Origin of the sequence: Pseudomonas sp. IPO3774 (assembly GCF_013386835.1) — a bacterium.
In the GTDB taxonomy this organism is placed as follows: Bacteria; Pseudomonadota; Gammaproteobacteria; order Pseudomonadales; family Pseudomonadaceae; genus Aquipseudomonas.
This window is the reverse complement of sequence record NZ_JACAQY010000077.1, coordinates 1-23734: the sequence shown is the minus strand read 5'-3', so window position 1 is coordinate 23734 and position 23734 is coordinate 1. Positions and strand designations below refer to the sequence as shown.

At 61.8% G+C, this 23734-nt stretch carries 18 protein-coding genes and 1 pseudogene; 7 read left to right on the top strand and 12 right to left on the bottom strand.

Going from position 1 to position 23734, the window contains the following annotated elements:
• The first annotated feature begins 69 nt into the window (after positions 1-69).
• The gene (locus tag HYE77_RS32185) at positions 70-1512 is read left to right on the top strand and encodes a PLP-dependent aminotransferase family protein (RefSeq protein ID WP_008431368.1); all 1443 of its coding nucleotides are present in this window, start codon (positions 70-72) and stop codon (positions 1510-1512) included.
• Here HYE77_RS32185 and HYE77_RS32180 read toward each other — a convergent pair whose 3' ends face one another.
• Positions 1513-2979, bottom strand: coding sequence for a hypothetical protein (locus HYE77_RS32180; RefSeq protein ID WP_003210259.1), 1467 nt, complete (start codon positions 2977-2979; stop codon positions 1513-1515).
• 174 nt (positions 2980-3153) lie between these two features.
• Between HYE77_RS32180 and HYE77_RS32175 the strand changes: the two genes are divergently transcribed.
• Positions 3154-3831: a sterol desaturase family protein gene (locus HYE77_RS32175; RefSeq protein WP_177022651.1), complete on the top strand. Its 678-nt coding sequence runs from the start codon at positions 3154-3156 to the stop codon at positions 3829-3831.
• A gap of 54 nt (positions 3832-3885) precedes the next feature.
• Here HYE77_RS32175 and HYE77_RS32170 read toward each other — a convergent pair whose 3' ends face one another.
• From HYE77_RS32170 to HYE77_RS32145, 6 genes and pseudogenes are all read right to left on the bottom strand, one after another.
• Entirely contained in the window at positions 3886-5355 is a 1470-nt protein-coding gene (locus HYE77_RS32170; protein ID WP_177070566.1) for a PPC domain-containing protein, read from the bottom strand.
• A 113-nt stretch (positions 5356-5468) separates the two neighbouring features.
• The gene (locus HYE77_RS32165; protein ID WP_177022653.1) at positions 5469-5837 is read right to left on the bottom strand and encodes a hypothetical protein; all 369 of its coding nucleotides are present in this window, start codon (positions 5835-5837) and stop codon (positions 5469-5471) included.
• Positions 5834-6803 (bottom strand): annotated as a pseudogene (locus HYE77_RS32160) (hypothetical protein). Before HYE77_RS32160 ends, HYE77_RS32165 begins: the two are co-directional and overlap by 4 nt.
• Before the next feature lie 143 nt (positions 6804-6946).
• Positions 6947-8011 carry a lipocalin-like domain-containing protein gene (locus HYE77_RS32155; protein ID WP_087693374.1) on the bottom strand — a complete coding sequence of 355 codons (1065 nt, stop codon included), beginning with the start codon at positions 8009-8011 and terminating at the stop codon, positions 6947-6949.
• Positions 8001-10475 (bottom strand): FtsX-like permease family protein, encoded by a 2475-nt coding sequence (locus tag HYE77_RS32150; RefSeq protein ID WP_177070565.1) that lies wholly within the window; start codon positions 10473-10475, stop codon positions 8001-8003. Before HYE77_RS32150 ends, HYE77_RS32155 begins: the two co-directional genes overlap by 11 nt.
• Position 10476: 1 nt before the next feature.
• Entirely contained in the window at positions 10477-11145 is a 669-nt protein-coding gene (locus HYE77_RS32145; protein ID WP_177070564.1) for an ABC transporter ATP-binding protein, read from the bottom strand.
• A gap of 347 nt (positions 11146-11492) precedes the next feature.
• Here HYE77_RS32145 and HYE77_RS32140 point away from each other — a divergent pair, with 347 nt between their 5' ends.
• The 5 genes from HYE77_RS32140 (at position 11493) to HYE77_RS32120 (ending at position 17396) form a co-directional block, all read left to right on the top strand.
• Positions 11493-12176 carry a histidine phosphatase family protein gene (locus tag HYE77_RS32140; protein ID WP_003210274.1) on the top strand — a complete coding sequence of 228 codons (684 nt, stop codon included), beginning with the start codon at positions 11493-11495 and terminating at the stop codon, positions 12174-12176.
• A gap of 349 nt (positions 12177-12525) precedes the next feature.
• Positions 12526-14181: a lipid IV(A) 4-amino-4-deoxy-L-arabinosyltransferase gene (gene arnT / locus HYE77_RS32135; protein ID WP_177029205.1), complete on the top strand. Its 1656-nt coding sequence runs from the start codon at positions 12526-12528 to the stop codon at positions 14179-14181.
• 59 nt (positions 14182-14240) lie between these two features.
• Positions 14241-15761, top strand: a complete 1521-nt coding sequence (locus tag HYE77_RS32130; protein WP_177029206.1) for a glycosyltransferase family 39 protein — start codon at positions 14241-14243, stop codon at positions 15759-15761.
• Between the two features lie 67 nt (positions 15762-15828).
• Positions 15829-16590, top strand: coding sequence for a M15 family metallopeptidase (locus tag HYE77_RS32125; RefSeq protein ID WP_177067181.1), 762 nt, complete (start codon positions 15829-15831; stop codon positions 16588-16590).
• An 83-nt stretch (positions 16591-16673) separates the two neighbouring features.
• Positions 16674-17396 (top strand): L,D-transpeptidase, encoded by a 723-nt coding sequence (locus HYE77_RS32120; RefSeq protein ID WP_177070563.1) that lies wholly within the window; start codon positions 16674-16676, stop codon positions 17394-17396.
• Here the strand turns inward: HYE77_RS32120 and HYE77_RS32115 are convergent.
• The 5 genes from HYE77_RS32115 to HYE77_RS32095 all read right to left on the bottom strand — a co-directional run bounded on the left by HYE77_RS32115 (position 17363) and on the right by HYE77_RS32095 (position 23490).
• On the bottom strand, positions 17363-18223 hold the full coding sequence (locus tag HYE77_RS32115; RefSeq protein WP_003210284.1) for an alpha/beta fold hydrolase: 861 nt from the start codon (positions 18221-18223) through the stop codon (positions 17363-17365). The two genes, HYE77_RS32120 and HYE77_RS32115, sit on opposite strands and share 34 nt — an antisense overlap.
• Before the next feature lie 305 nt (positions 18224-18528).
• Positions 18529-20109 (bottom strand): ABC transporter ATP-binding protein, encoded by a 1581-nt coding sequence (locus tag HYE77_RS32110; protein ID WP_177029208.1) that lies wholly within the window; start codon positions 20107-20109, stop codon positions 18529-18531.
• Entirely contained in the window at positions 20106-20933 is an 828-nt protein-coding gene (locus tag HYE77_RS32105; protein ID WP_003210288.1) for an ABC transporter permease, read from the bottom strand. The genes HYE77_RS32110 and HYE77_RS32105 overlap by 4 nt, the downstream gene beginning before the upstream one ends.
• The gene (locus HYE77_RS32100) at positions 20933-21910 is read right to left on the bottom strand and encodes an ABC transporter permease (protein WP_087693384.1); all 978 of its coding nucleotides are present in this window, start codon (positions 21908-21910) and stop codon (positions 20933-20935) included. The genes HYE77_RS32105 and HYE77_RS32100 overlap by 1 nt, the downstream gene beginning before the upstream one ends.
• Entirely contained in the window at positions 21907-23490 is a 1584-nt protein-coding gene (locus tag HYE77_RS32095; RefSeq protein WP_087693386.1) for an ABC transporter substrate-binding protein, read from the bottom strand. Before HYE77_RS32095 ends, HYE77_RS32100 begins: the two co-directional genes overlap by 4 nt.
• Between the last annotated feature and the right edge of the window lie 244 nt (positions 23491-23734).

Below are 23734 nucleotides of genomic sequence, written 5' to 3'. Positions count from 1 at the left end.
CAGGTAAACTCTACGGATATACGCGCAGACTTTACCGGTGAAGCTGGCGGCAAACTTAAGGACAGTGTGATGCCCATTCCTGCGATTCACTTTCATGACCGAGCACCGAAGGTGCAGCAGATCGTCGATGCCCTGGCCCATGCGATCGAGCAAGGCGAATTGGCCGCTGGCAGCAAACTGCCTTCGGTGCGTGAGTTGGGAGCCTTGCTGGGCGTCGGAAAATTCACCATGAATGAAGCGCTGGATCGCCTGCGCGGGCGTCACCTCCTGACCTCCAGCCAGGGCCGCGGGCACTTTGTCGCCAGCAGCCTGGCACAGCCGTCGTCCAGCACCTGGGTCGACTTGCTGCCCCAGGACTTGCTCAGCGTACTGCGCCGCCCCCTGGCCATGGCCCAGGGCGACCTGCGCCCCGGCGGCGGCCATCTGCCGGAAGACTGGCTGGATTCCGAAGCCCTGCGCCAGGCCATGCGCAGCGCAGTCCGCGCCCCTACCCTGCGCATCGCCGGGCTGGGCACCCCGGCGGGCCTGCTGCCGTTGCGCCAGGCGCTGCAACAGAAACTGCACGGTGAAGGGTTGTCGGTGCCGGTGGAACAAATCATCACCACGCCCAACACGGTGCAAGGCCTGGACATGCTCATGCGCCTGCTGGCGCGGCCCGGGGACACGGTGCTGCTGGATGCACCGTGTTATTTCAACTTCCACGCGAACCTGGCGTTGCATGGGGTCAAGGTGGTGACGATCGCCCGGCGGCCTGATGGTTTTGATTTTGTCGCGCTGGAGCAGTTGTTGGCGGAGCATCGTCCGAGCCTGTACCTGACCACCAGCGTGTTGCATAACCCCACCGGGCATTCATTCAGTCCGAGCCAGGCGTTTCGGTTGTTGCAACTGGCCCGGGAGTATCGCTGCCATATCGTTGAGGATGATCTTTACGGGGATTTGCACCCTAACCCGCCGCCGCGCCTGGCGACTTTGGCGGGATTGGAGCAGGTGACGTACCTGTCGGGGTTTTCGAAGGTGCTGACGGCGAATGCGCGGGTCAGTTATGTGGTGGCGGCGCCGCAATTGGCCGCGAATCTGACCAATATGAAGTTGATGAGCGGCGGCATAACGTCCGAGCTGTTCGAACAGATTGTGTATCGGCTGCTGAGTGAGGGTGGGTATGCCCGGCATCGCAAGCGCATGGTTCAGCGGCTGCTGGAGGCCGGTGGGCGGGTTGAGCAGTGGCTGCGGCGTTGCGGGTGTGAATTGCCGATGGGATTTGAGGGCGGGATGTTTATCTGGGCGCGGTTGCCGGCGGGGGTAAATGGTGAGCGGCTGGCTGAAGCCGGGTTGAAACGCGGGATGGTGTTGGCGCCGGGGGCGTTGTTCGGGTATGAGCCGGGGTTGCGGGATTTCATGCGGTTTAATGTGGCGCATTGCGACGAAGGGCGGGTTCAGGCGCAGTTTGAAGGGTTGCTGAGGGCGCCAACCCGAAGAGTTGGCGCCGGGGTTACGGATCAAGCGGAGGGTTGATCACCGTTCACTGGAGATCACGCGCTGGCTGCAGATATGAGCCATGCTGACCGGGGTAGCGTCGCCACCCACGCCGACATCCGGGTACTCCTCGATGCGCAGGCGCCAGACGGCGAAGTTGTAGTTGGTCTCCCAGGTATTTTTGTAACCCGAGTCGTAGGACACATACCTGACAGTCGCCTCACCCGCGCAGTTGCCCAGGTTGACCGTACCGGATGCCGCGCCCGACACGCCGGTTACCGAACCGTAGTAAGGGATGTACACCGGCAGGTAGGTATTACGGTTGACGTGCTTGTCGAGTTGCAGATACGGGGTCAATCCCTGCAGGCGTTTACCGGTGCTGTCGGCCCAGGTCACGGCCCAGCTCAAGTCACGTGCCGCCTGGGTGGTCATGAACGGGTCGTAGTCATTGGCCGAAGCCGGGATCCGCACCACGTTGTCACCTTGCACACTGTGGCTCAACACCTCGGGTGTGGAGCCCAGCGACAGCTTGTAGCGCGCCGTAGCCTTCCAGGTTGCGGCCGGGTTAGGCCGCACCCGTACGTTCACCACGCCATTAACCGATGGCGTTGGCCAGGTGATTTTCGCCTTGGGGCTGATCGGGATCCATTTGACGCCGTCAAAATACTCGGAAATCCACTGGCCCCGATCGCTCTCGTTCACACCGTCGAAATAGGCACTGACCTTCTGCCCGCGCAGGGCCTTGAAGGAGAAGTAGTCTTCATCGGTCGCCGTGTCGGAGTTACCCGTGACGTAGTTCAGGGTATCCGGCAGTTGATAAGCCGTTTCGAAACTGTCGTTAGGCTCGAAATCGTCAATCGTCATGTTGATATCCACGCCGAAACTGAACGGCGAACCGTCAGCCGAATTGGCATGCATGAACCAGTAGTAGTCGCCAGGTGGCAGTACGCCAGCCAACACCTCGTTGGCATTGCCCGGGTTATCCGACGTGCCGAGAGAAGTGATGTTGTTCTGGCCGTCGTCCTGGAACAGGGTCAGGGACATGTTGGTGGCAGCACTCTGCCCTACCAGCATCACTGTCGCCCGTGCCTTTTGGGGCACGTTGAAGTGGTAGCAGACATCGTTGCCGGTTTGCACACCGTCCAGGTTATACATCTGGTTGATACCGAGGGTCTGGCACAGCGGCGTGAACGCCTGGGCCGCCACGGCCTGGGCATCCACCTTGGCGCTATCTGCCTGTACAGGCTCGGCGACCACAACCCCGCTCAAGGCCTTGGCAGCCTGCACCGGCTTTTTCAGCTGCTGCGAGGTTTTGATTTTGTCCAGGAAGGCAGCCGACGCCTTCTGCGCCGTGACGTTGCCGCCACTCTTGAGGGCTTGTTGCACGGCTTGCTGCAACGGTTGCGGCGTCAAGTGTGCAGGAGATTGTTCGGCCAGGGCGCAGGCCGAAACGAAGCAGGACGCCGCGATGGCGGCTCCGAGCATGAACGCTTTTTTCGATTTCATTTTTTATCCATCCATAGTTAAAAAATTGAAGCTCAGGTGATCGGCGACATCCGGTCACCTGGGATGGAATGTAGGACACAACTGTATGCATGTACAGTATTTTTATGGCGGCAGGATAGATGCGCCAATCCCGACTACGCTCATCCCCAACAAAAACGACACCGAGCGCTCCCAATGACTCACCCCACCGAGGCTTTCCGCTCCACCTACCGCGCCAGCATCCACCCCTCCTACAACCCGTGGCTCCACGCTGGTTTCGTTTTCGGCTACGGCCTGCTCTGCATCAGCCTGTTCTGGTCCACCACCCGGCAAATCCAGCTATTGGAATGGCTGGCCATCCCCCTCACCCTGATTTTCTTCAACCTGTGTATCTATCTCGTCCACCGTCACCTGGGCCATCACAAACACACCTTCGCCCGCCTGTTCTACGCCCGCCACACCGGCGACCACCACAGCTTCTTCACCCCCGCCCACATGACCTACGACAGCCCGCGAGACTGGCGCGTCATCCTGTTCCCCGCCTGGCTCATCCTGTTCCACAGCCTGGCCGTGACCCTCCCCGCCTGGTGGCTGCTCAAACACCTCAACCCCAACGTCGCTGGCCTGTTCGCCGGCTGCATGATCCTCGGCTACCTGCTCTACGAGTTTTTCCACGCCTGCGAACACCTGCCCCCCGACCACCCCGTGGCCCGCCTGCCGTGGATCCGCCAGATGCACCACCTGCACGCCCTGCATCACCGGCGCGAACTGATGCAGGGACGCAACTTCAACATCGTCCTGCCGCTGATGGACTACCTGTTCGGCACCCTGCATTGGGAACCACAAGCGCGCGAACCCAAAAAAGGCCAATAAAAAACGCCCCACCTAAGTGGGGCGTCTACATTTCAGAGGGCTCTTATGCGCCGGTTATCGGCCAATGATGTCCTGGCTGCAGATATGCCCCAGGCTCACGTAGGGAACGTTATCGCCACCGACACCGACATTCGGCAATTCCTTGAGGTCGATGCGCCAGCCGCCAACGTTGTACCAGGTGTCCCAGAGGTACTTCACGCCCGTGCTGCTGTCGTAGTACTGGGCACGGTAATCACCCACACAACCGCCCAACTCTGCGCTTCCCGATGTTTTGCCGGCACTGTCGGTGGCAGCCGAGAATATCGTCCAGTTGAAGTCCGGACCCGAAGCAAAACGCTTGTCGACCTTGAGCTGTGAAGTGACCCCCTCCAACGGGGCACCCGTGCTGTCTTTCCATTCGGTTCTCCAGGTCATGAGACGACCGGCCTGGGTCGCCAGAGGTGCGATGCCCGCCGGGATTCGGGTCACCGTTCCGCCCTTCGCATCGAAGTCCGCCAGGTGCGGACTCGAACCGAACGTCAGCTTGTACTCGGACTTGGCATCCCACGCCTCAGCGGGGTTGGCCCGCACGCGCGCCTTGTAGACAAAGCCCGGCGCCCGGCTCGGGAAGGTCGCCGTCGAGCCACCTGGAATGTTGACCCAGGCGCTGCCGTTGAAGTACTCGAAGATCCACTGATTGCGCACGCCCTTGTCGTCATCATCGAGGAACAGGCTGACCCCCTGCCCGCGTACGGCGGCGAAATCGAAGTAGTCAACGTCATCCGGGCTGTCGAGATTGCCCGTCAGGTAATTCAAGCGGTCCGGCAAGGCGAACGCCGTTTCCGGGGTGTCGTTGGGCTCGTAGGCGTCAATCGCGGTGTTGACGATCGCGCCGAAGTCGAAGGCTGAGCCGTCGGCAACCTTGGCTTCCAGGAACCAGTAGTAGTCCCCGGCTTCAAGCATGCCGCTGATGACTTCGTCGCTGTTGCCCGGGTTATCAGAAGTGATCAGTGCCGTCAGGTTGTTCTGCCCGTCGTCCTGGAACAGCGTCAGGGCCATTTCGGTCCCCGGCTGCTGACCCGCGAGGTAGATCTGCACCTTGGCCTTGGCGGGCACATTAAAGTGGAAGCACTTTGATTCGCCGCTCTGCAAACCGTCATAGCTGTAGCCGACGTTAATATCGAGGCTGTCGCACAACGGTACAAAGGCGGCCTGGGCAGCAGGCGCCTTGGCCGGTTTTACCAGCCGGCTCACCGGCGAAATCTGCACACTTTCAGAAGGCTTCGCGACGCTGGCAGCCTTCTTTTGCACACCGACAGTCTTGGTTTTTTGTGCAGCCTTGAGCTTATCCAGCACCTGCGCCGAGGACGCGGAGGCCTGCACCTTGCCACCGGATTTCAGGGCACTCTTGATCGCTGCATCCAGGCTTTTTTCGCTCAGGTGCACGCTGTTCTGCGACGGGTATTGCTCGGCCAGGGCAAAGGCCGAAACGAAGCTGGCAGCCATCATGGCCGCGCCCAGTACAAAGGCTTTTTTAGATTTCATTTTTTATCCATCCATAGTTAAAAAATTGAAGCTCAGGTGACCGGTGACATCCGGTCACCTGGGATGGAATGTAGGACAAAGCTGTATATATGTACAGTGCTTTTTTTAAAAAGCTACCATTTAATCCAGACGTACCAGAGCCCCGAACCTACAAATCCAACCATTCCAAAACGATACGGCCACAGCACCCAGCGCTTGAGAGACAGAGGAACAGACGCCAGCTCTGCCGCCGTCACGTCTCCTCTTCGGATGTGCAGCTTGGGCAGTGAAAGAAAGTCGACAATCAGACTCAAACGCTTGTATCTGTCGATCAGTTTGTTTCTGCCCCAAAACCGTTTGTTGTCACGGACCAAAACGTTATCAATGAAGTAGCTTTCCAGTTCATCCAGTTTTCTGTACTCGACGAATAGCTTCAAACCCAAAAAAATAAATGGCCATCCCCCCAATAAAATCACGCTAAATCCGTGCAACGAAATAGTCATGCACCCTCTCCCTCATAGAATAAGTCGCCGGCCATTTCTCCTAATGCTCCTCCCACGGTTCCACCGGTATACCCTCCCGCAGCACCGCCAATAATCCCGCAAGCGAGTTCACCTTTCCCTTTAGTAGCGATACCCAAAACTAATTTACACAAACCACGCCCCACCTTTGCGCCCAATACCCCGCCACCGGCGGCTCCACCCACCCCGCCCACCAACTTCCCACCCTCCACATACTTCGCCCGCCTACACATCGCCTCCCGCCCCTCCATACATGCTTCCTTGATCTCCAACCCCGCCACACCCACATCCAACGCCAACCCCACATACGTCCCCTTGCCCAAAAACCTCGACGTCTCGGCAATGCTGCGAATCCGCTGCGTGTAGCCCACGATTTCACTCTTGTGCAGATAACTCTTGGTGGAAATACCAGTACTTTTTTCAGTGACTTATTGGTTTTCAGGCTCGTGCCAAATCGCGCCGCACCTTGAAGTTGAGTATCCAAGCGCCGGAACAACATCTGCCGCTTCTGGATAAACGCTTTCTTATTCAAGGCTCCATCCTTGAGTTGTTGATGCAAACGCTCAATTTCTTCCAGAGTGCGCTGAACCTCGTCCAGGTGTCGCCCCCAGGCCGCCGTCGAACTGCCGACTCCACCGAGCTATAAGCCAATAAACTCTGGAATAGATCATAGTTATTGATCACCGCCGCCCCAGCCGAGGCATCCAACTCCAGATTGCGCTGAATCTCCTGGGCATGGCGCATCAACCATGCATCATCAGTAGTGCAAGCCACAGCGTAGGCATCGGGAACGATCACCATCTGCCCCGGCGTCACCAGGCTTGCCTGACGCAAATGCAGGTTCAACGCGTCGAATTGATCGGAGAGTTGCCCACTGGCCCCGGTCAGTAACCGGGATTTCAAACTGAGGTAGTCCGTGGTGCGGTCATTGATGTATCCCTGCGCCATCACTTACATCCCTGATGTAATAGATATGGCGCAGGAATATAGGCAGGCGAACACGGCCCGGACACAAGGTTGGAACAGCTGAAATTACATTTGGGAAATCACCTACCTGGCAGGTAATCAAGGCCTACAAAAAATCGTCGGACTCAATACCCCGTCATCTCCAGATACCCCACCCCACCCTGAAATTTCACCGGCCCCTCCCAGTAAGGAATGCTCAGGTTCATCCAGGCCTTTGGGTTGACCGCTTCCGTGGTGATATCCAGATGTTTGCCCGGGATCTTCAATGACCACTGGGTGGGAATGCTGCGCCCATCAATGGCAGTCGTGCCCAGCGGCGTCAGTTGAATATCCTGGTTGTGCAGGGTCTGTGTGTGGCCCTCTTTGTCGATCCAGGTGCCGGTCAGGTAGGACGGTCCGTCTTTCTGCCGCACCCGAAACAGCATCAATTGCTCGCCACTGTCCAGGTGCAGGGAGAACCAGTCCCAGCCAGTCTGGCTGGCGGTCAGGGGCTGGCTGCTCCATTCGCGATCGAGCCAGGCGTTGCCGGTGACTTGGTAAGATTTTCCATCGATGGTCACGCGGCCATCTGCCTGGAAAAACGGCTGGCTGTAGTAGTACGACGCCTGGCCCTGGTCGGACTTGCGGCTGTAGCCGTTATCCCCCTGGAGCACCAGCGGGCGGCTGGAGGTCAGGTGCAGGTCGTAGTTGAAATGCTCGCCTGCAGCCTTGAGTTGCATGTCCGCCAGGGGGCTGGCTGCACCGGGGCGGGTGGCGAAATTCCAGTCATCGATCCAGGCATTGAACGGCACCGCCTGGGCCCCTGCCTGCCCCACGCCGCCGCGGGCGTAGCGTTCGCTGGCGTAATGGCGGGTGGCCGAGGTGACGGCGGCGTGGCCGAGCCAGATCGTAGAGTCGTGCCAGCCGGGTTGTGTCGGGCCGGCCTTGAGGGCGTTGCGAAACAGCGTCCATTGCACGCCATAGGCATTGCCCTCGGCATCCTTCAGGTTGGCGGTGAGGTACCACCATTCGATGCGATAGCCGTCATGGGGGCCATGGTCCTGGGGAAAGCTGAAGACCTTGCCGGGTACCACCTGGGCAAAGTCCGCGGCCTGGCTGCCCAGTCCGGCGAAGCTTTCTTCAGGTGCAGGTGGTTTGTCGCAGGCGCCCAGCAGCAGGAACGTCGCCCATAACAGGTACTTAATCTTCATTGGCAAAGGTCCTCAGCAAATCCGCCGGGCGACTGCGGTACAGCTGCCACAACGGCCAGGCCGAAGCCAGCAAGGTGGCCAGCATCGCCAGACCCAGCAGTTGCGCCAGTTGCCCCGGGAACACCTGCAACGGCAGGCGCCAGCCGAAGGCCTGGACGTTGATCACCACGTCCAGGCACCACGCCAGCAGCAAGCCCAGCGGCAAAGCCAGCACCAGGGTCAGCACCGCCAGCAACCAGGTCTGGCCGAGGTTGAGCAGCATCAATTGGCGGCGCGTCACGCCCAGCGCCCACAACGGCGCCAACTGGCCGAGGCGGCTTTGGCTCTGGGTCAGCAGGCTGATAAACAACGCCACGCCGGCGACGCCCAGGGTCAGGCTGTTAAGGGCGGCGGTGGCGGCAAAAGTCCGTTCGAAGACCTGGCTCGACCAGCCCTTGAGCTGCTGCTGATCGACGATGCGGCTGTCTTCGAGGGCAAACCGTTCCTGTACTGCACGCACCAGCGGCGGCACGTTGCCCGGCAAAACCCGCAGGTTGAAACGCGCCGGCGACAATCCCGGCCAGTGCTGCAACAGGTGCCGCGAATTCACCAGCAAGTGGCCCTTGGGGTTGCCGTAGTCGGCATAAATCCCCACGACCTTCGGCGACCATGGACCTTGGGGCGTGGGGATGCTGACCACATCGCCCAGCCGCACCTTGAGCCGGCGTGCCATTTGCTCACTGAGCATCAGGCTGTCGTCCTGCAACAACTGGCTCCATGGGTTCGCCGCCGCTTCCAGCAGCGGCCAATGCTGGCGATAAGTAGGGTCGTCGACCACGCCGAACAGGTCAGCCGGCCACGCCTGCAACTGCACCGCAACCTGCCAGGTCGGCAGCACTGTCTGCACCAGGGGCTGCTGCACCAGCCAGGTTTGCAGCGCCTCGGCCTGGGCCGGGTTTTGCGGGTTGAGGTACAACTCGGCGGTCAGGCGTTGTTCCAGCCAGTTGTTGAAGGTCTGGCGAAAGCCCGAGGTCATCGAGCCCGCGCCGATATTGGCGGCCAACGCCAGCAGCAAGGCCATCAGCGCCAGGCTCAGGGCCGGCAACTGCTGGCGGCAATCGGCGAGAAACCACTGCCCCAGCACCGAACGGCTGCGCCCCAATACCGCCTTGAGCACACCATTGAGCACCACCGGCAAGCCCAGCGCAGCGCCCAGCAACAAGGCCGCCATCAAGACAAAACCACTGGCCAGGCTATCGCCAAATACCAGCGCCAACAGCGCAACCAGTAAGGCCGAACCCGCCACCCAGCCCTGGCGTCGCAGCCAGCGCCCATGGGCCTGGTGCCAGGCCTGGGCGTTGGCCAGCGCCAGCAGCGGCAAACGCGCCGCCCGCCACAGGCTGCTGGCCCCGGCGAGCAACGCGCCGAGCAAACCCAGGCCCAGGCCACTGAGCCACCACAGCGGGCTGAGGCTCAGTTGGCCGGGCAACTCGGCGCCATACAGGCCGCGCAAGCTGGCGGCTACATCCGGCAGCAACAGGCTGGCAAGCAAGTACCCGCTGGCCACGCCCGCCAGGCCACCCAGCACGGCCAGGCCACCGAGTTCCACCGCCAGGCTGAGGATCAGCATCCGCGCACTGACCCCGCACGCCCGCAAGGTTCGCAGCAGGCCGCGCCGCTGCTCCAGCGCCAGGCCGATGGCGGCATGCACGATAAACAGGCCCACCACAAAGGACAGAAAGCCCAGCGCATCGAGGTTCAGATGGAAGCTTTCAGTGAGGCGCGCGAGGTTGTTTTCCTCGGCCTGCTTGAGCTGCAGTTGCGCGCCCAGTTCCGGCGGCAGGGCGGGATGCGCGGCGGCAAAGGCCCTGTCCAGCAGCAACCGCGACAGGCGTTGGGGCATGTCCAGCAGCGGTTGGGCGAAGCCGATATCGGTCAGTAAGACGCCGGGGGCCATGTCCGCTTGAACATGCAGCGGCGGCAGCGCGAGCCCGGCGGCTGTCAGCGGCTGGTCGCCCTCTTTCAGGCCCAGAGACTGCAAGGTCTGCGGCGCGATCCAGGTGCGTCCCGGCGGGTTGAAGAACGCGACCATCTGCGCCCGGTCCAGGGTCTGCCCGGCCAGCGCGCCACCGCCGGGCAACGACACCGGGTCGATGCCCATCACTTGCAGGCGCTGGTCTTCATGGCCCTTGAGCTGCACGCGGCCCTGCACCACCGGCGACACCGGCCACCCGGCGCGGCGCAGGTCGGCAAACAGCGCCTGGGGGAAGCTCGCACCGTCCGGCGCACTGAGGCTGGCCTGGGGTTCGCCGCCGATCAGCTGGCTGGCCCGCGCGTAGCTGTCCCGCGCCTGGCTGTTGAGGGCTTGCACGCCGGTCAACAGCGCGGTGGCCAGCCACAGGCCAGTGAGCACACTGAAGAATTGCACAGGGTGGCGCCGCCAATGGCTGAGCAGCGCGCGCAGTGTCCAGTGGAAGACCCGCATGTCAGCGGGCGTCCGCAGCGAGTACCTGGCCGCGATGTAACACCACCTGCTGGTCAAGGCGCGCCGCGATGCGCGGGCTGTGGGTGACCATCAGCAAACTGGTGGGGCTGTCTCGCAGCAGGTCCAGCAGCAGTTGCAGCACTTCGTCACTGGTGCCTTCGTCGAGGTTACCGGTGGGTTCGTCCGCCAGCAACAAGCCGGGGCGCGACGCCAGGGCTCGTCCTACCGCTACCCGTTGCTGCTGGCCGCCGGACAGTTGTTCGGGGTAACGCCTGAGCAAGTCACCCAGGCCGAGTCGCTCCACAAGCTGCGCTTGCCACGCCGGATCGAGGCGCCCGGCCAGGCGCGCCTGGAAGGCCAGGTTGTCTTCGACCCGCAGGCTGCCGATCAGGTTGAACTGCTGGAACACCAGGCCGATCTCGGTGCGACGCCAGTGGGCCAGTTGCGCCTCACTCATCTGGTCCAGGCGCTGGTCGCCGACCTGGATGCTGCCACGGTTGACCTGGTCGAGCCCGGCCACCAAATGCAGCAGCGTGCTTTTGCCACTGCCCGACTCACCCATCAACGCCAGGCTGCTGCGCGCTCCCAGGTACAGGTCGACACCCGCCAGCACGGTCAACGGCCCCTGCGGCGTGCCATAACTCTTGAATACCCCTTGTACCTGCAGCATCACCCCTCCCCACAAGCTTCTGGACTTAAGCCGGAGAATAACGGTTGTCACATTTTTATGTCACAACCATGGGCAAAAGGAGCGCCCCATGACCCCCTGCAAATTTTTCACATCGATTTCACCCGGCCGCCACCTGCTGCACTTTAAATTGCCGTCCATGGGCAGATAACAGGCTGGTTATTTCAAACGCCCGTTAGTGCAAGTGAACAATTTTTTATATCGGTATGTTCAGCAAAAAGACAGCGCCCCTATGACACGCTTTTGCATATTCCTGCATCAGCGCTACTCACTTGGCGCCTGCCTAACTTGCCGCTGCCAGTTACCGGATTAACGCCTGGAAGTTACCAATGGTGAATAGTGTGGTTGACCTGACCCTGAGCAAGTCTCGCTCGCGCTGGGCATTTGTAAAACAGCTGAACAAACTGTGGCTGGGCGTGGCAGGTATCGTGATGATCAGCCTGGCAGTAACGGCGTTCATCTGGTGGCCAAGATCGCCGCTGGACCTGGGCGTGGGCCACCGCCTGCTCACCTCCGGAACCCTGGAAGCCTGGCGTAACGGAGACCTGGTGGTGCTGGTCCGCCATGAGGAACGCTGTGACCGCTCCAACAACCCTTGCCTGGGCCCGGCAGACGGCCTGACCACGCTCGGCTCGTTGTCTGCCAGTGCCGTGGGCAAGGCCTTCCAGACCCTGGGCATGGAAAACACCGACGTACTGAGCAGCCCCACCACCCGCACCGCGCAGACCTCGCTTTTCATGTTCGGCAAGGCCGAATTGTCACCCGGGCCCCTGGCCATCTGCGGCCCTGCCATCGGCGAGGAACTGCGCCCGCATAAACACGCGGACCGCAACCTGCTGGTGGTCACCCACAGCGCCTGCATCAGCGACTTCGAGGAGGCATTGGGCTACTCACACGCTGCCCATGCTGAATACGGCAGTGCATTGTTTGTAAAGCTGCTGCCCGATGGCAAGTTCAAGGCGCTGGGTATTTTGAACAGTAAAGACTGGGCCGCCGTGCTTAAACAACTTTAGAACACTTCTTAACATTTAATCATTCAAGTTCGTTCAGCAAAAAGACAGCCAGACCGTGGCATCGTCTATGGTTTTAATTGAATTTTTGTCAAAAAATTATTAGCTCACTAACTTTTCACAAGTTAACAACATGACGATGACCTTCGATGACTTATTGGACGCCACACGTTTAACGAGCTTGACTGGGGCACAGGGATATTCAGTTTCGCCCCCCCACTAACAGACTGTTTAAGGAATAACGTTCTGTGCCGCATTTCTACCCGACCACGACCACCTTCCACCCCTCGCGCATGGCTGATCCAGCGCTCGCGCTGATTCACCGTCAATACCGCTTGAGAGTGCAATAGCCATGACCCGCCTTAAACCATTGCCCGTATTACTACTGGCATTCGTGATGTTCTATCTACTGCCACTGGGCCTGCATGGCCTATGGATTCCTGACGAAACCCGCTACGCCCAGATCAGCCAGGAAATGCTCATGAGCGGCAACTGGGTGGCACCGCACTTCATGGGCGTGCGCTATTTCGAAAAACCCGCAGCCGGCTACTGGCTCATTGCACTGGGCCAGGCGTTGTTCGGTGAAAACCTGTTCGGCGTGCGCATCGCTTCCGCCCTGACCACCGGCCTGAGCGTCGTGCTCGCCTACCTGATCGCCCGCCGGCTGTGGAACGACCCGCGCAAGAGCTTCGCTTGCGCGCTGCTCTACATGAGTTTCGGCCTGGTGGCCGGGCAAGCCGGTTATTCCAACCTGGATCCGCAATTCACCTTTTGGGTCAACCTGAGCCTGGCGGCGCTGTGGTTTGCCCTCGACAGCTCCACCCCCCGTGCCCGCCTCGCCAGCTGGACGTTGTTGGGTGTGGCCTGCGGCATGGGTTTCATGACCAAGGGTTTCCTGGCGTGGTTGCTGCCGGTGTTGATCGCCCTGCCTTACATGCTCTGGCAGCGTCGCCTGGGGGAACTGCTGCGCTACGGGCCGCTGGCGATTCTGGTGGCGGCCGTGGTGTGCCTGCCCTGGGCACTGACGATCCACCTGCAGGAACCGGACTACTGGCGTTTCTTCTTCTGGCACGAGCACATCCGCCGGTTTGCCTCCGACAATGCCCAGCATGCACGACCCTGGTGGTTCTACCTGCCGCTGATGGTGGTGTCGTGCCTGCCATGGGCGGCGCTGCTGCCGGCGACACTGTGCAAGGCCTGGAAGGAAAAGCGCCAACCGGCCATCGTCTTCCTGGCGCTGTGGTTGCTGCTGCCCCTGGGCTTTTTCAGCCTGAGCAACGGCAAGCTGCCGACCTACATCATGCCGTGCCTGCTGCCGCTGGCGCTGCTGATGGGCCATGCGTTGATCGACCTGCTGGCCAACGCCCGCACCCGCACGCTGCGCGTCAATGGCCTGCTCAACCTGGGCATCGGCGTCGCGACAATGGTGACGCTGATCTACCTGCAAATCGACCGGCCGTTGTACGGCAACAGCCACAGCGAGATGTTCAACCTGTCCCTGACGTTCATCGTGCTGATGGGCTGGATGCTCGCCAACCTGCTTCAAGCCTTCCGCCCATTGGCGCTGTGGGCGATGCCGGCGTTGGGCATTGGCCTGCTGGTGGCGCTGTTGCCCGCCGGCATGCCGGCGGTGATCGAAGATAACCAGATGCCTGATCAGTTCGTGCTCCAGCACCTGGACGAGCTCCAAAAGACCCAAGCGCTGCTGAGCAACGAACTGGAATCGGCGTCGGCCCTGGCATGGCGCCTGCGGCGGCCCGAAGTGACGCTCTACAACACCGAAGGCGAACTGCGCTACGGCCTGCAATACGCCGACTCGATGCACCGCAAGGTGGATCTGGACAGCGTTCAAGCCTGGCTCAAGCAGGCGCGCCAGCAAGGCCCGGTGGGCGTGCTGATGCGGGTCAGGAGCACCAGCGAAATGCGCGAAGCCGGCCAGCTGCCGTTGGGGGGCAAGCGTTATTACAAGGGTGACCTGGAGATCATCATCTACCCGCCATTGCCGTAACACAGCGGCACTAATGTGGGGTGACCCATTAAACACTCATCCCACATCGGAACCGCTCCATGACCTTCTGGAAAACCGAACGCGGCGCCCTGCTGCTGCTCCTGGGCGTGTCGGCCCTGATCCTGCTGCTGGGCCTGGGCGCCCGCGACCTGTGGGGCCCGGAAACCCGCTGGGCGAACATCACCCTGCAGATGCTGCAAAGCGGCGACTACTTCGACCCGTACCTCAAGGGCACCCCGTATTACGACAAACCCCTGCCGTCGTACTGGCTGATCACCGGCCTGGCCAACCTGATGGGCGGCCTGGGCCCGTGGTCGTTGCGCCTGTCATCGGTCATCTCGGCGTGGCTGAGCATCTGGCTGGTGTACCTGATCGGCGAGCAACTGTTCCGCAAAGGCACCGGCCTGATTGCCGGCTGGATGCTCGCGACCACCTTCTACTTCCTCTTCTGGGCCCGGGTGGCCACGGCGGACGTGCTGACCGTATGCGGCGTGCTCGCCGCCGTCTGGTGGTATTGGCGCGGGCCGGACGATACGCGGCTGGGGCGCTACACGGTGTTCTTCCTGTTACTGGCGGCGACGTCGCTGTTCAAGGGCTTGATCGGCTTTGTACTGCCGGGCCTGGTGCTGTTGCCGCACTTGCTCAGCGAACAGCGCTACAAACGCCATCTCAACCTGCGGTTGGTGCTGGCCGTGATCATCGCCGGGGCGTTCTACGCGATCCCGTTTGTGCTGTCCCACCTCTACGGCGCACCGACCTACGGTGCAAGCGGCCTGGAACTGGTGTTCCGGGAAAACGTGGTGCGCTTCTTCGACCCGTTCGACCATATGGGGCCGATCTACACCTACCTGATCTACCTGCCGGCCTACACCTTGCCCTGGGCGCCGTGCTGGGTGCTGGGCCTGTGGCTCGCCGCGCGGCATTGGCGCGACACCCCGCCCAACACCCGCTGGCTGGTGTGGGGGCTGGGCCTGCTGTTTGTGTTCTTCACCGCCAGTGGCAGCCGGCGCAGTTACTACGTGCTGCCGCTGGTGCCGTTCGCGCAGTTGCTGGCGGCGTGGTGGGTCAGTGAGCGTATCGCCCGCAAAGGCACGGTCGGCCGGGGTTGGTACCGTGGGTTCGGCATCGCTGCCGGGGTGATGCTGCTGGTACTCGGGGTGGTGTATCCGTGGACCAATGGCAATGGCGGCGTGACCCGTTTCGCCGAGGACGTTCAAGCGCAAGCAGTGAAAAGCGCGCCATGGAACGCGTGGCAGATGGTGATGGTGGAAGTCGACAACAAGGTACCGATGTACCTGCAAAATCACGGGACGCCGTTCTACTACGTTGCCGAAACCCAGGACTTTCCGCGCCAGGGCGACAGTGCGGCGTTCATGGCCTGGCTGGAAAAAACCAGCGGCCGCACCTTTGATCCCAAGCGCACAATTATTGTCGCGCAGTCCACCAAGGATGACCCGACGCCGCTGGCCTACCTGGGCAACGATCATCAGGTCATCACTACCCAGCCGGACAATGGTGAACGGTTGTTCCACAAGCGTGACGGTGGCAGCGTGGCATTTGTGCCCAACGCCGCGCCGTAGCACTGGCGGCATGGGGCGGGCATTGCTAGTGTGGCGCGCTTAAGCCACCGTCCGAGCCCGGCCCGCCATGCCCTACTCTTCGCTTTCCCTTGCCGCCCTGAGCCTGATCGTGCTCGCCACGCCGGTAGCGGCAGACACGCCGATGCCGGCCAACATGGTTTACCTGCGCAGCCTCGACCCGAGCATCGCCCAGGACATTCGCTACGCCAGCCCCCACAACTTCACCGGAGCGCCGCTGGACGGCTACAAAGCAGCCGAATGCGTGCTGTCTGCCGACGCGGCAAAGGCACTGGTACGGGTCCAGGCCGAGTTGGCCAGGCAGGGTTACGGCTTGAAGGTCTTCGACTGCTATCGTCCCAGCCGTGCCGTGGCGAACATGGGCCGCTTCGCCAGCCTGCCGGGGGATCCGGCCAAGGCCGAGTTCTACCCCCGGGTGAACAAGCAGGATTTCTGGCGCCTGGGCTATGTGGCCAAGGTTTCCAACCACTCCCGGGGGGCGGCAGTGGACGTGACCCTGACCGGCCCCGATGCACTGCCAGCCCAGGCCTGGAACGCCGACACCGCGGCGGTGGATTGCGCCGCCGGTTACGGTCGACGCCTGCCCGATGGCGGCCTGGACATGGGCACCGGTTTTGATTGCTTCGACGAAATGGCCCACACCAACAGCTCCCACATCAGCCAGGCGGCACGCCAGAATCGCCAACGGTTGAGCGCTGCGATGGCCAAGGAAGGCTTTACCGGTTATGCCGGCGAATGGTGGCACTTCACCTACAGCCGCAATCCGGTGCGGGCCGAGCCGATGGACTTCCCTATCGAACCGCTGCGGTAACATCACAACACAGCTTCAGCTTGATAAAGCCCGGGGCAAAAACTAGCGTTTGAGGTTTCCCTCTTTTCAAGGACTGAACGCCGTTGAACACGCTCATCAAAACCTGCGCGGCGCTGCTGACGCTGCTTTCAAACGTGGCACTCGCGCAAATCCCCGAGACCAGCCGGCAACTGATCGTGGTCACCACCCCGGGCTGGAACGCCCTCCAGGGCAACGCACAACGCTATGAGCGGCACGGGCAAGGCTTTCAGAAAGTCGGCGAACCCTTTGCCATCGTGGTCGGTAAAAACGGCATGGCGTGGGGCACCGGCCTTACGACGCCCACCCCCGACCAGCAGCCCCTCAAGCATGAAGGCGATGGCAAGGCCCCGGCCGGCATCTTCAAACTCGGCGGTGCCTTCGGCTACGCCCCCACCGCTGACACCCGCTTGCCTTACGCGGCCAGTACCGCCACCCGCGAATGCGTGGATGACAGCCAGTCCAGCCATTACAACACCCTGGTGGACAGCTCGGCGGTGAACAAGGACTGGACCAGTTCCGAGCGGATGCTGCGCAAGGACCAGCTGTACCGCCAGGGGATTTTTGTCGAGCACAACACACCGGCTTTGGCCAACGGCGGCTCGTGTATTTTCCTGCATATCTGGCGCAGCGTCAGTTCGGGAACATTGGGCTGCACGGCGATGGACCCGGTGAATATCCAGGCGTTGTTTGCCTGGCTGGACCCGCGAGAAAACCCGCTGCTGGTGCAACTGCCCGCCGCGCAGTACGACCTCTACCGTGAGCGCTGGAAACTGCCGTCCCGCTGAGCTGACAGCAGGCGTTGAAATGCGGCCAATACCTCGCCGGGTTTTTCCAGCATGAGTTGGTGGCCGCATTCGGGCAACAACTGATACTCGGCATTGGGCAAATGCCGGGCGAGTGCTTCGCCGCCACTGGCCGGGGTCAGGCCGTCGGTGTCGCCGGCCAGCACACTCACGGGCAGGGTCAGGGTGAGCAGTGCATTGGCGTCTGGCCATTGGACGTTTTTCATCAGGGCCTTGAACATGTACAGCGGGTTGCGCTCGGTGAGTTTTTCTTCGTAGGCGACCAGTGCGGGGTCGGCTTTGGCGTTCCATGCGGCCTGGCGGAAACCTTTGGCCAGCAGTGGGCGCAGCCATTCCAGGAGCCATGCGGGTAGACGCATCAGGCCGCCGCTCCGGCTGATGCTGTGCAGTCGGGTGCCCAGCAGCAATACGGCTTCGATGGGGATCGCAGGTTTGGCCAGCAAGGCGCTCAGGGTCAGGCCAGTGCCGAAGGAGTGGGCGACGATGAGGTTGCGGGAGCCGCCGTAGCGCCTGAGGATTTCCAGGTAGTCGGCGACCAGTTCGGGCCAGGCGTAAGCCTCGGGGTTGCGGGGTTTTGCGCTGGCGCCGTGGCCGAGCAGGTCCCAGGCGACCAGGCTGTAGCCTTGGGTTTTCAGGGATTGCCATTGGTGGCGCCACTGGTCCTTGTTGCCGCCGGCGCCGTGGCAGAAGAACACTACCGTGTCGGGTTGGGTGGTGCCCGCGTGATGGGTGATGCTCAGGTGACGGTTGGGGCGGATTTCCAGTGGTTGGCCCTGGATCACTGGCAGTTCGGTGAAAGAGGTCGGCATGGAGGTTTCTCAATAAGTGAAAGGGTTGAGTGTGGTGAAGCAACAGCAAAATCAAAGGCGGACACGATCCAAATGTGGGAGCGGGCTTGCTCGCGAAGGTCGTTAACGATAACGCGAACATCCTGATTCAACGCGGCGCTCTCAGGTTCTTCGCGAGCAAGCCCGCTCCCACATAAAACGGCTCTGCTTTTGCTCTAACACTCAGGTCGTCTTTGCCGCTTTTGCAATGTGACTCGCTGTAAGAGCGAAACCATAGGTGGCCGTTACCTGAATAACGGATATGCCCCCAACCCCAACACCCCAAGTCAGATGGCCTCAGCCATCAACAACTCCCGCGTATAAGGATGCCGCGCATCAGCAAACAGCGCCGCCGTCTCCCCCTGCTCCACCACCCTCCCCTGACGCATCACCGCAATCCGGTCGCACAACCGCGCAGCCACCCGCAAGTCATGAGTAATAAACACAATGCTCAACCTGAACCGCCGCTGCAGCGACTCCAGCAACTCCAGAATCTGCACCTGGATCAGCGCATCCAGCGCCGACACACACTCATCAGCGATCAACACCTTAGGCTCCACCGCCAACGCCCGGGCGATCCCTATGCGCTGCCGTTGCCCCCCGGAAAACTCATGAGGAAACCGCTCAAACGCCGCTGCCGGCAACCCCACCAACCCCAGCAACTCACGGGCCCGCCGCTCGGCATCCGCCTTGGAAACCCCCTGCACCAAAGGCCCAGTCATAACAATCTGCCCCACCGTCTGCCGCGGATTGAGCGAGGCAAACGGATCCTGGAAAATCATCTGCACATCACTGCGCAACGCTCGCAGCCGCCCTTCAGACAACCCCGCGACCTCCCGCCCTAACCACTCGATCCGCCCGCTGTCAGCACGCAGCAAACGCACAAGGCACCGACCCAGGGTCGACTTGCCCGACCCCGACTCCCCCACAATCCCCAACGTCTCGCCTTCACGCAATTGCAGCTGAACCGCATCCAACGCCTGAGTCGCACGCCGCCCCCACCAACCGCTGCGGCTGCGGAACACCTTGCCCAGCGCTTCGGCCTTCAGCACCACAGGGCCAGCCACCTGCGTACGTGGCACCAGCGGTTGCGCCGACACCGCCGCCAACAACTGCCGGGTGTAATCTTCCCGGGGCACACGCAACACCGCCGGGGCCGTGCCCTGCTCCACCACCCGGCCCTTTTCCAGCACCAGCACCCGGTCGGCAATCGCCTCGACCACGGCAAAGTCGTGGGTGATAAACAACAGTGCCATGCCCTTGTCCTGCTGGATCTTGCGCAGCAGGTCGAGAATCTGCGCCTGGGTGGTCACGTCCAGCGCCGAGGTCGGCTCATCGGCAATCAACAGCGCCGGATCAAACGCCAGGGCCATGGCGATCACCACCCGCTGACGCTGCCCGCCAGACAGTTCAAACGGATACGCCAGTCGCAAGCGCTCAGGGTCGGGCAAGCCGACATAACCGAGCAAATCCACCACCCGCTGACGCCGCACCCGTGCCGCCGCCACGCCATGGGCGCGCAGGGTTTCATCGATCTGTTGGCCCACCCGCAACAGTGGGTTGAGGGCGCTCATGGGCTCCTGGAATACCATGCTGATATCCCGCCCGCGCAGTTGGCGCATGGCCTCTTCGCTGCGGTCGGCCAGGTCTTCGTCGCGAAACACCAGGCGCCCGCTTTCCACCTTCAGCGGGGCCGGCAACTGGCGCAGCAAAGCCTTGGCCAGCATTGACTTGCCGGAACCGGATTCACCCACCACACACAAGCATTCGCCACGGTTCAGTTGCAGCGACAGGTCATACAGCGCATGGCTGCGGTCCGCACCGGCCGGCAAGGCGATACGCAAATGTTCAACACTCAACAACGTCATAGCGACCTCCCGGGCTCAAAGGCCACACGCAAACCTTCACCGACTCGATTGACCGCCAGCACGCACAGCACAATCGCCAACCCCGGCAGAAAGCTCATCCACCAGGCGTCCCGCAGCAAGCCACGGGAGGCATTGATCATGTAGCCCCAGCTCATGGCTTCCGGGTCGCTCAAGCCGAGAAACGCCAGGGCCGCTTCGGTGAGGATCGCCGTGGCCATGACAAAGGTCATGGTCACCAGCAGCGGCGCCAGGGCGTTGGGCAGGATCTGCTGGGCGATGATCCCCAGCGGCGACTGCCCCAGCACCCGCGCGGCCTGCACGAATTCGCGCTGGCGCAGGGTCAGGAACTCACTGCGCACCAACCGCGCCACCGCCGGCCACGCTACGAGTGCGATGGCCAGCACGATGGAGAACAGGGACGGCTCAAGGATCGCCACCAGGATCACCGCCAGTACCAGTTGCGGAATGATCTGGAAGAACTCGGCAATGCGCATCAGCACACCGTCGAGCCAGCCACCGAAATAGCCGGCGACCGCGCCGACCAGCAGGCCCACCACCAGGGTCGCCAGGCTGGCCAGCGCCCCCACGGCCAGGGACACCCGCGCGCCGTACAGCAGGCCACTGGCGAGGTCGCGACCGAGCAGGTCACTGCCCAGCCAATGGGCCGGGTCGTGGAATGGCGCGAGCATCGGCTGGCTGTTCATCTCCCATGGCGAGCTGCTGGTCAGCCAGGGGGCGGCGATCGCCAACAGCGTCAGCAGCAGCAAAAACAGCGCACCGATCAACGCCGCAGGCTGGCGCACAAAACGTCGGAAAACCAGCATCAGCCTTGCACTCCTGCACCGATACGCGGGTCGAGAAAACGACAGATCACATCGGTCAACACGTTAAAGCCCACCACCAGAATCGAGATCACCAGGAAACCGCCCATCAACACGCCGTAGTCACGCTGGGCCAGCGAGTCGTACATCAAGCGACCAATCCCCGGCCAGGAATACACCACCTCCACCAGCAACGCGCCGCTGGCCAACTGGCCCAGTTGCAAACCGGCAAAGGTCACCACCGGCAACAGCGCATTGCGCAACACATGCACGTACAAAATCCGCCGCGGGTGCAGGCCCTTGGCGTGGGCGGTGCGCACGTATTCCTGGCCAAGGGCGTCGAGCACGGCGGCGCGGGTCAGGTGGATATACAAGGCGAGGAACAGCACGCTCAACGACACGCACGGCAGCAGCAGGTGCTTGAGCCGGTCGAGCAGGGAAAAGTCCTGTGCCACCGTTTCCATGCCAAACGCCGGCAACCAATCGAGGCTGACGGAGAACAACAGGATCAGCAGCATCGCCAGCCAGAATGGCGGCATCGCATACAGCAGCAATGCGCCGTGGGAGATCACGCCATCCAGCCAGTGACGCTTCTGTCGGGCCCGGGCGGCCAACGTCCCCAGGGTGACGCCAAGCACCGACGAGAGCAAAAATGCCGAGCCCATCAGGGCCAGTGTTGCCGGCAAGCGCTCGGCAATCAGCGACCACACCGAGGTCTGGTTGCGGTAGGAATAACCCAGGTCCAGATGGGCGATATTGCCCAGGTAGATCAGCAACTGCGTGAGCAACGGCTTGTCCAGGCCCATGGTCTGGCGCAGGTGTTCGATGAACTGCACATCATCCACCCCCGCCTCGCCGGCCAACAGCAGCGCCGGGTCACCCGGCGCCAGGCGGATCAGTAAAAAGCCCAGCACCAGCACCGCCACAATCATCAACAGTGCCTTGAGCAGGCGACCGCTGAAATACAGCAACCCGTTCATGGTGCAGGCGCGTCGAGGTAGACGCTTTCGTAGTCTTCGTTAAGGCTGGTGGCGGTTTGCAGCAGGTTCTTCACCTCTTTGTGGAACAGTGTCGGGTAGCGCATTTCGAAGATCGGCGCGATCGGCAGGTCGGTGTTCAGCACGTTTTCCAACTGGCTATAGAGCCTGGTGCGTTCCGGGCCTTCCGGGGTGTTGGCGACCTGGGTCCACAGGGCATCGGCCTCGGGGCTGTTGTAGCCGCTGACGTTGGCAAATGGCGAAGTCTTGAGGATGTAGTCGGAGCGGTACAGGTAGGCGTTGGTCAGGTACGGGTCGCCGATCTGGAAGATGAAGTTGTAGGTCAGGTCGAAGTCCCAGTCGCTGACGCGCTGGAACCAGGTGGCGGCGTCGGACGTCACCACTTGTACCTTGAAGCCCAGCGGCTGCAGGGCTTGCTTGGTGTATTCGGCCAGGCGCTCCCAGGCACCGCCCTTCTCGCCGTTAAGCAGGCGAATCCGCACGGCGCCCACGTCCACGCCGGACTCGGCAATCAGCGCCTTGGCTTTTTTCACGTCATAGGTGTACTGCGGCAATAGCGGGTCGTGGTACGGCGAGGTGGACACGAACTGGCCGGGGGCAACCTTGCCCGAACCGAAGAAGATGTTGTCGACGATGAACTGGCGGTTCAGCGCATACAGGATCGCCTGGCGCACCTTGGGGTTGTTCAGCGGCGGCTTGCGCGTATTGATCTGCAGGAAGGCCAGGCCGGAATACAGCTCCCAGCCTTTTTCCGACGACTGCACATCCGGCAAGGCGGTCAGGCGCTTGAGGTCGGAATAGTCGGCATCACCGCTGCGCAGCACCTGCACGTCGTTGCGCTCGAACGCCGCAGCGCGGGACGAGCCGTCCGGGATCACGTGGAAGATGATCGCATCCAGGTGTGGCAGGCCCTTTTTCCAGTAGTCGGGGTTCTTTGCCAGCTTGATATAGGCGCCGCGTTTCCACTCCACAAACACAAACGGGCCGGTGCCGACAGGCTTGAGGTTATAGGGGTTGTTGCGAAAGTCAGTGTTCTCGTAGAGGTGCTTGGGCACCACAGGCCGCAGCCCGCTGCCCAGGGCCGAGAGCAACGGCGCGAAGGGTTTCTTGAGCTGGAACACCACCTGCAGCGGGCCCTTCGCGGTGATGCTGTCGACGTACTCGGTGAAGACCCCGCCCAGGCGCTTGTCCACTTCGGGGTAGAAGGTCTGGAAGCTGAACACCACGTCATCGGCGGTGAACGCGTGGCCGTCATGCCAGCGCACGTTGTCCTGCAAATCGAAGGTGTAGGTCAGGCCATCGGGGGAAACGGTCCAGGCCTTGGCCAATACCGGTTTGGGTTTCAGGTCGGTGTCGAAGGTCAGCAGGCCCTGGAGGATCTTGCCGCTGACGTACTGGGTGGACACGTGGCTGACCACGCCGTGCATCAGCGACGGCGGTTCGGGTTGGGCCACCAGGTTCAGCACCCCGCCGTCATGGGGTTGCGCCTGAGCGGTGCCGGCCAGCAGCACGGCGCCAAGTCCCAGGTATGAAAGGACACGGCGAAAAGATAAAGGGCGCATGGAGACTCCTTGACTAAGGTTTTGTCAGGGATTTAGCAAGGGCTGTGCCATGGGGCGACGGGCCGCGTTTGCGGGCATCACAGGCCTTGGCAGTGATGAAAAAACCACAGTGGCCGGGACGAGTGTGGAAAAAGCAACAGCCCGCCCTCTTGAGGAATGGTTGTGCGTAGCAGCTGCCGAGCCTTGGCGAGGCTGCGTCTGCGGTGTGTCAGGTATGCCGCCAACGCAGCCTCGCCAAGGCTCG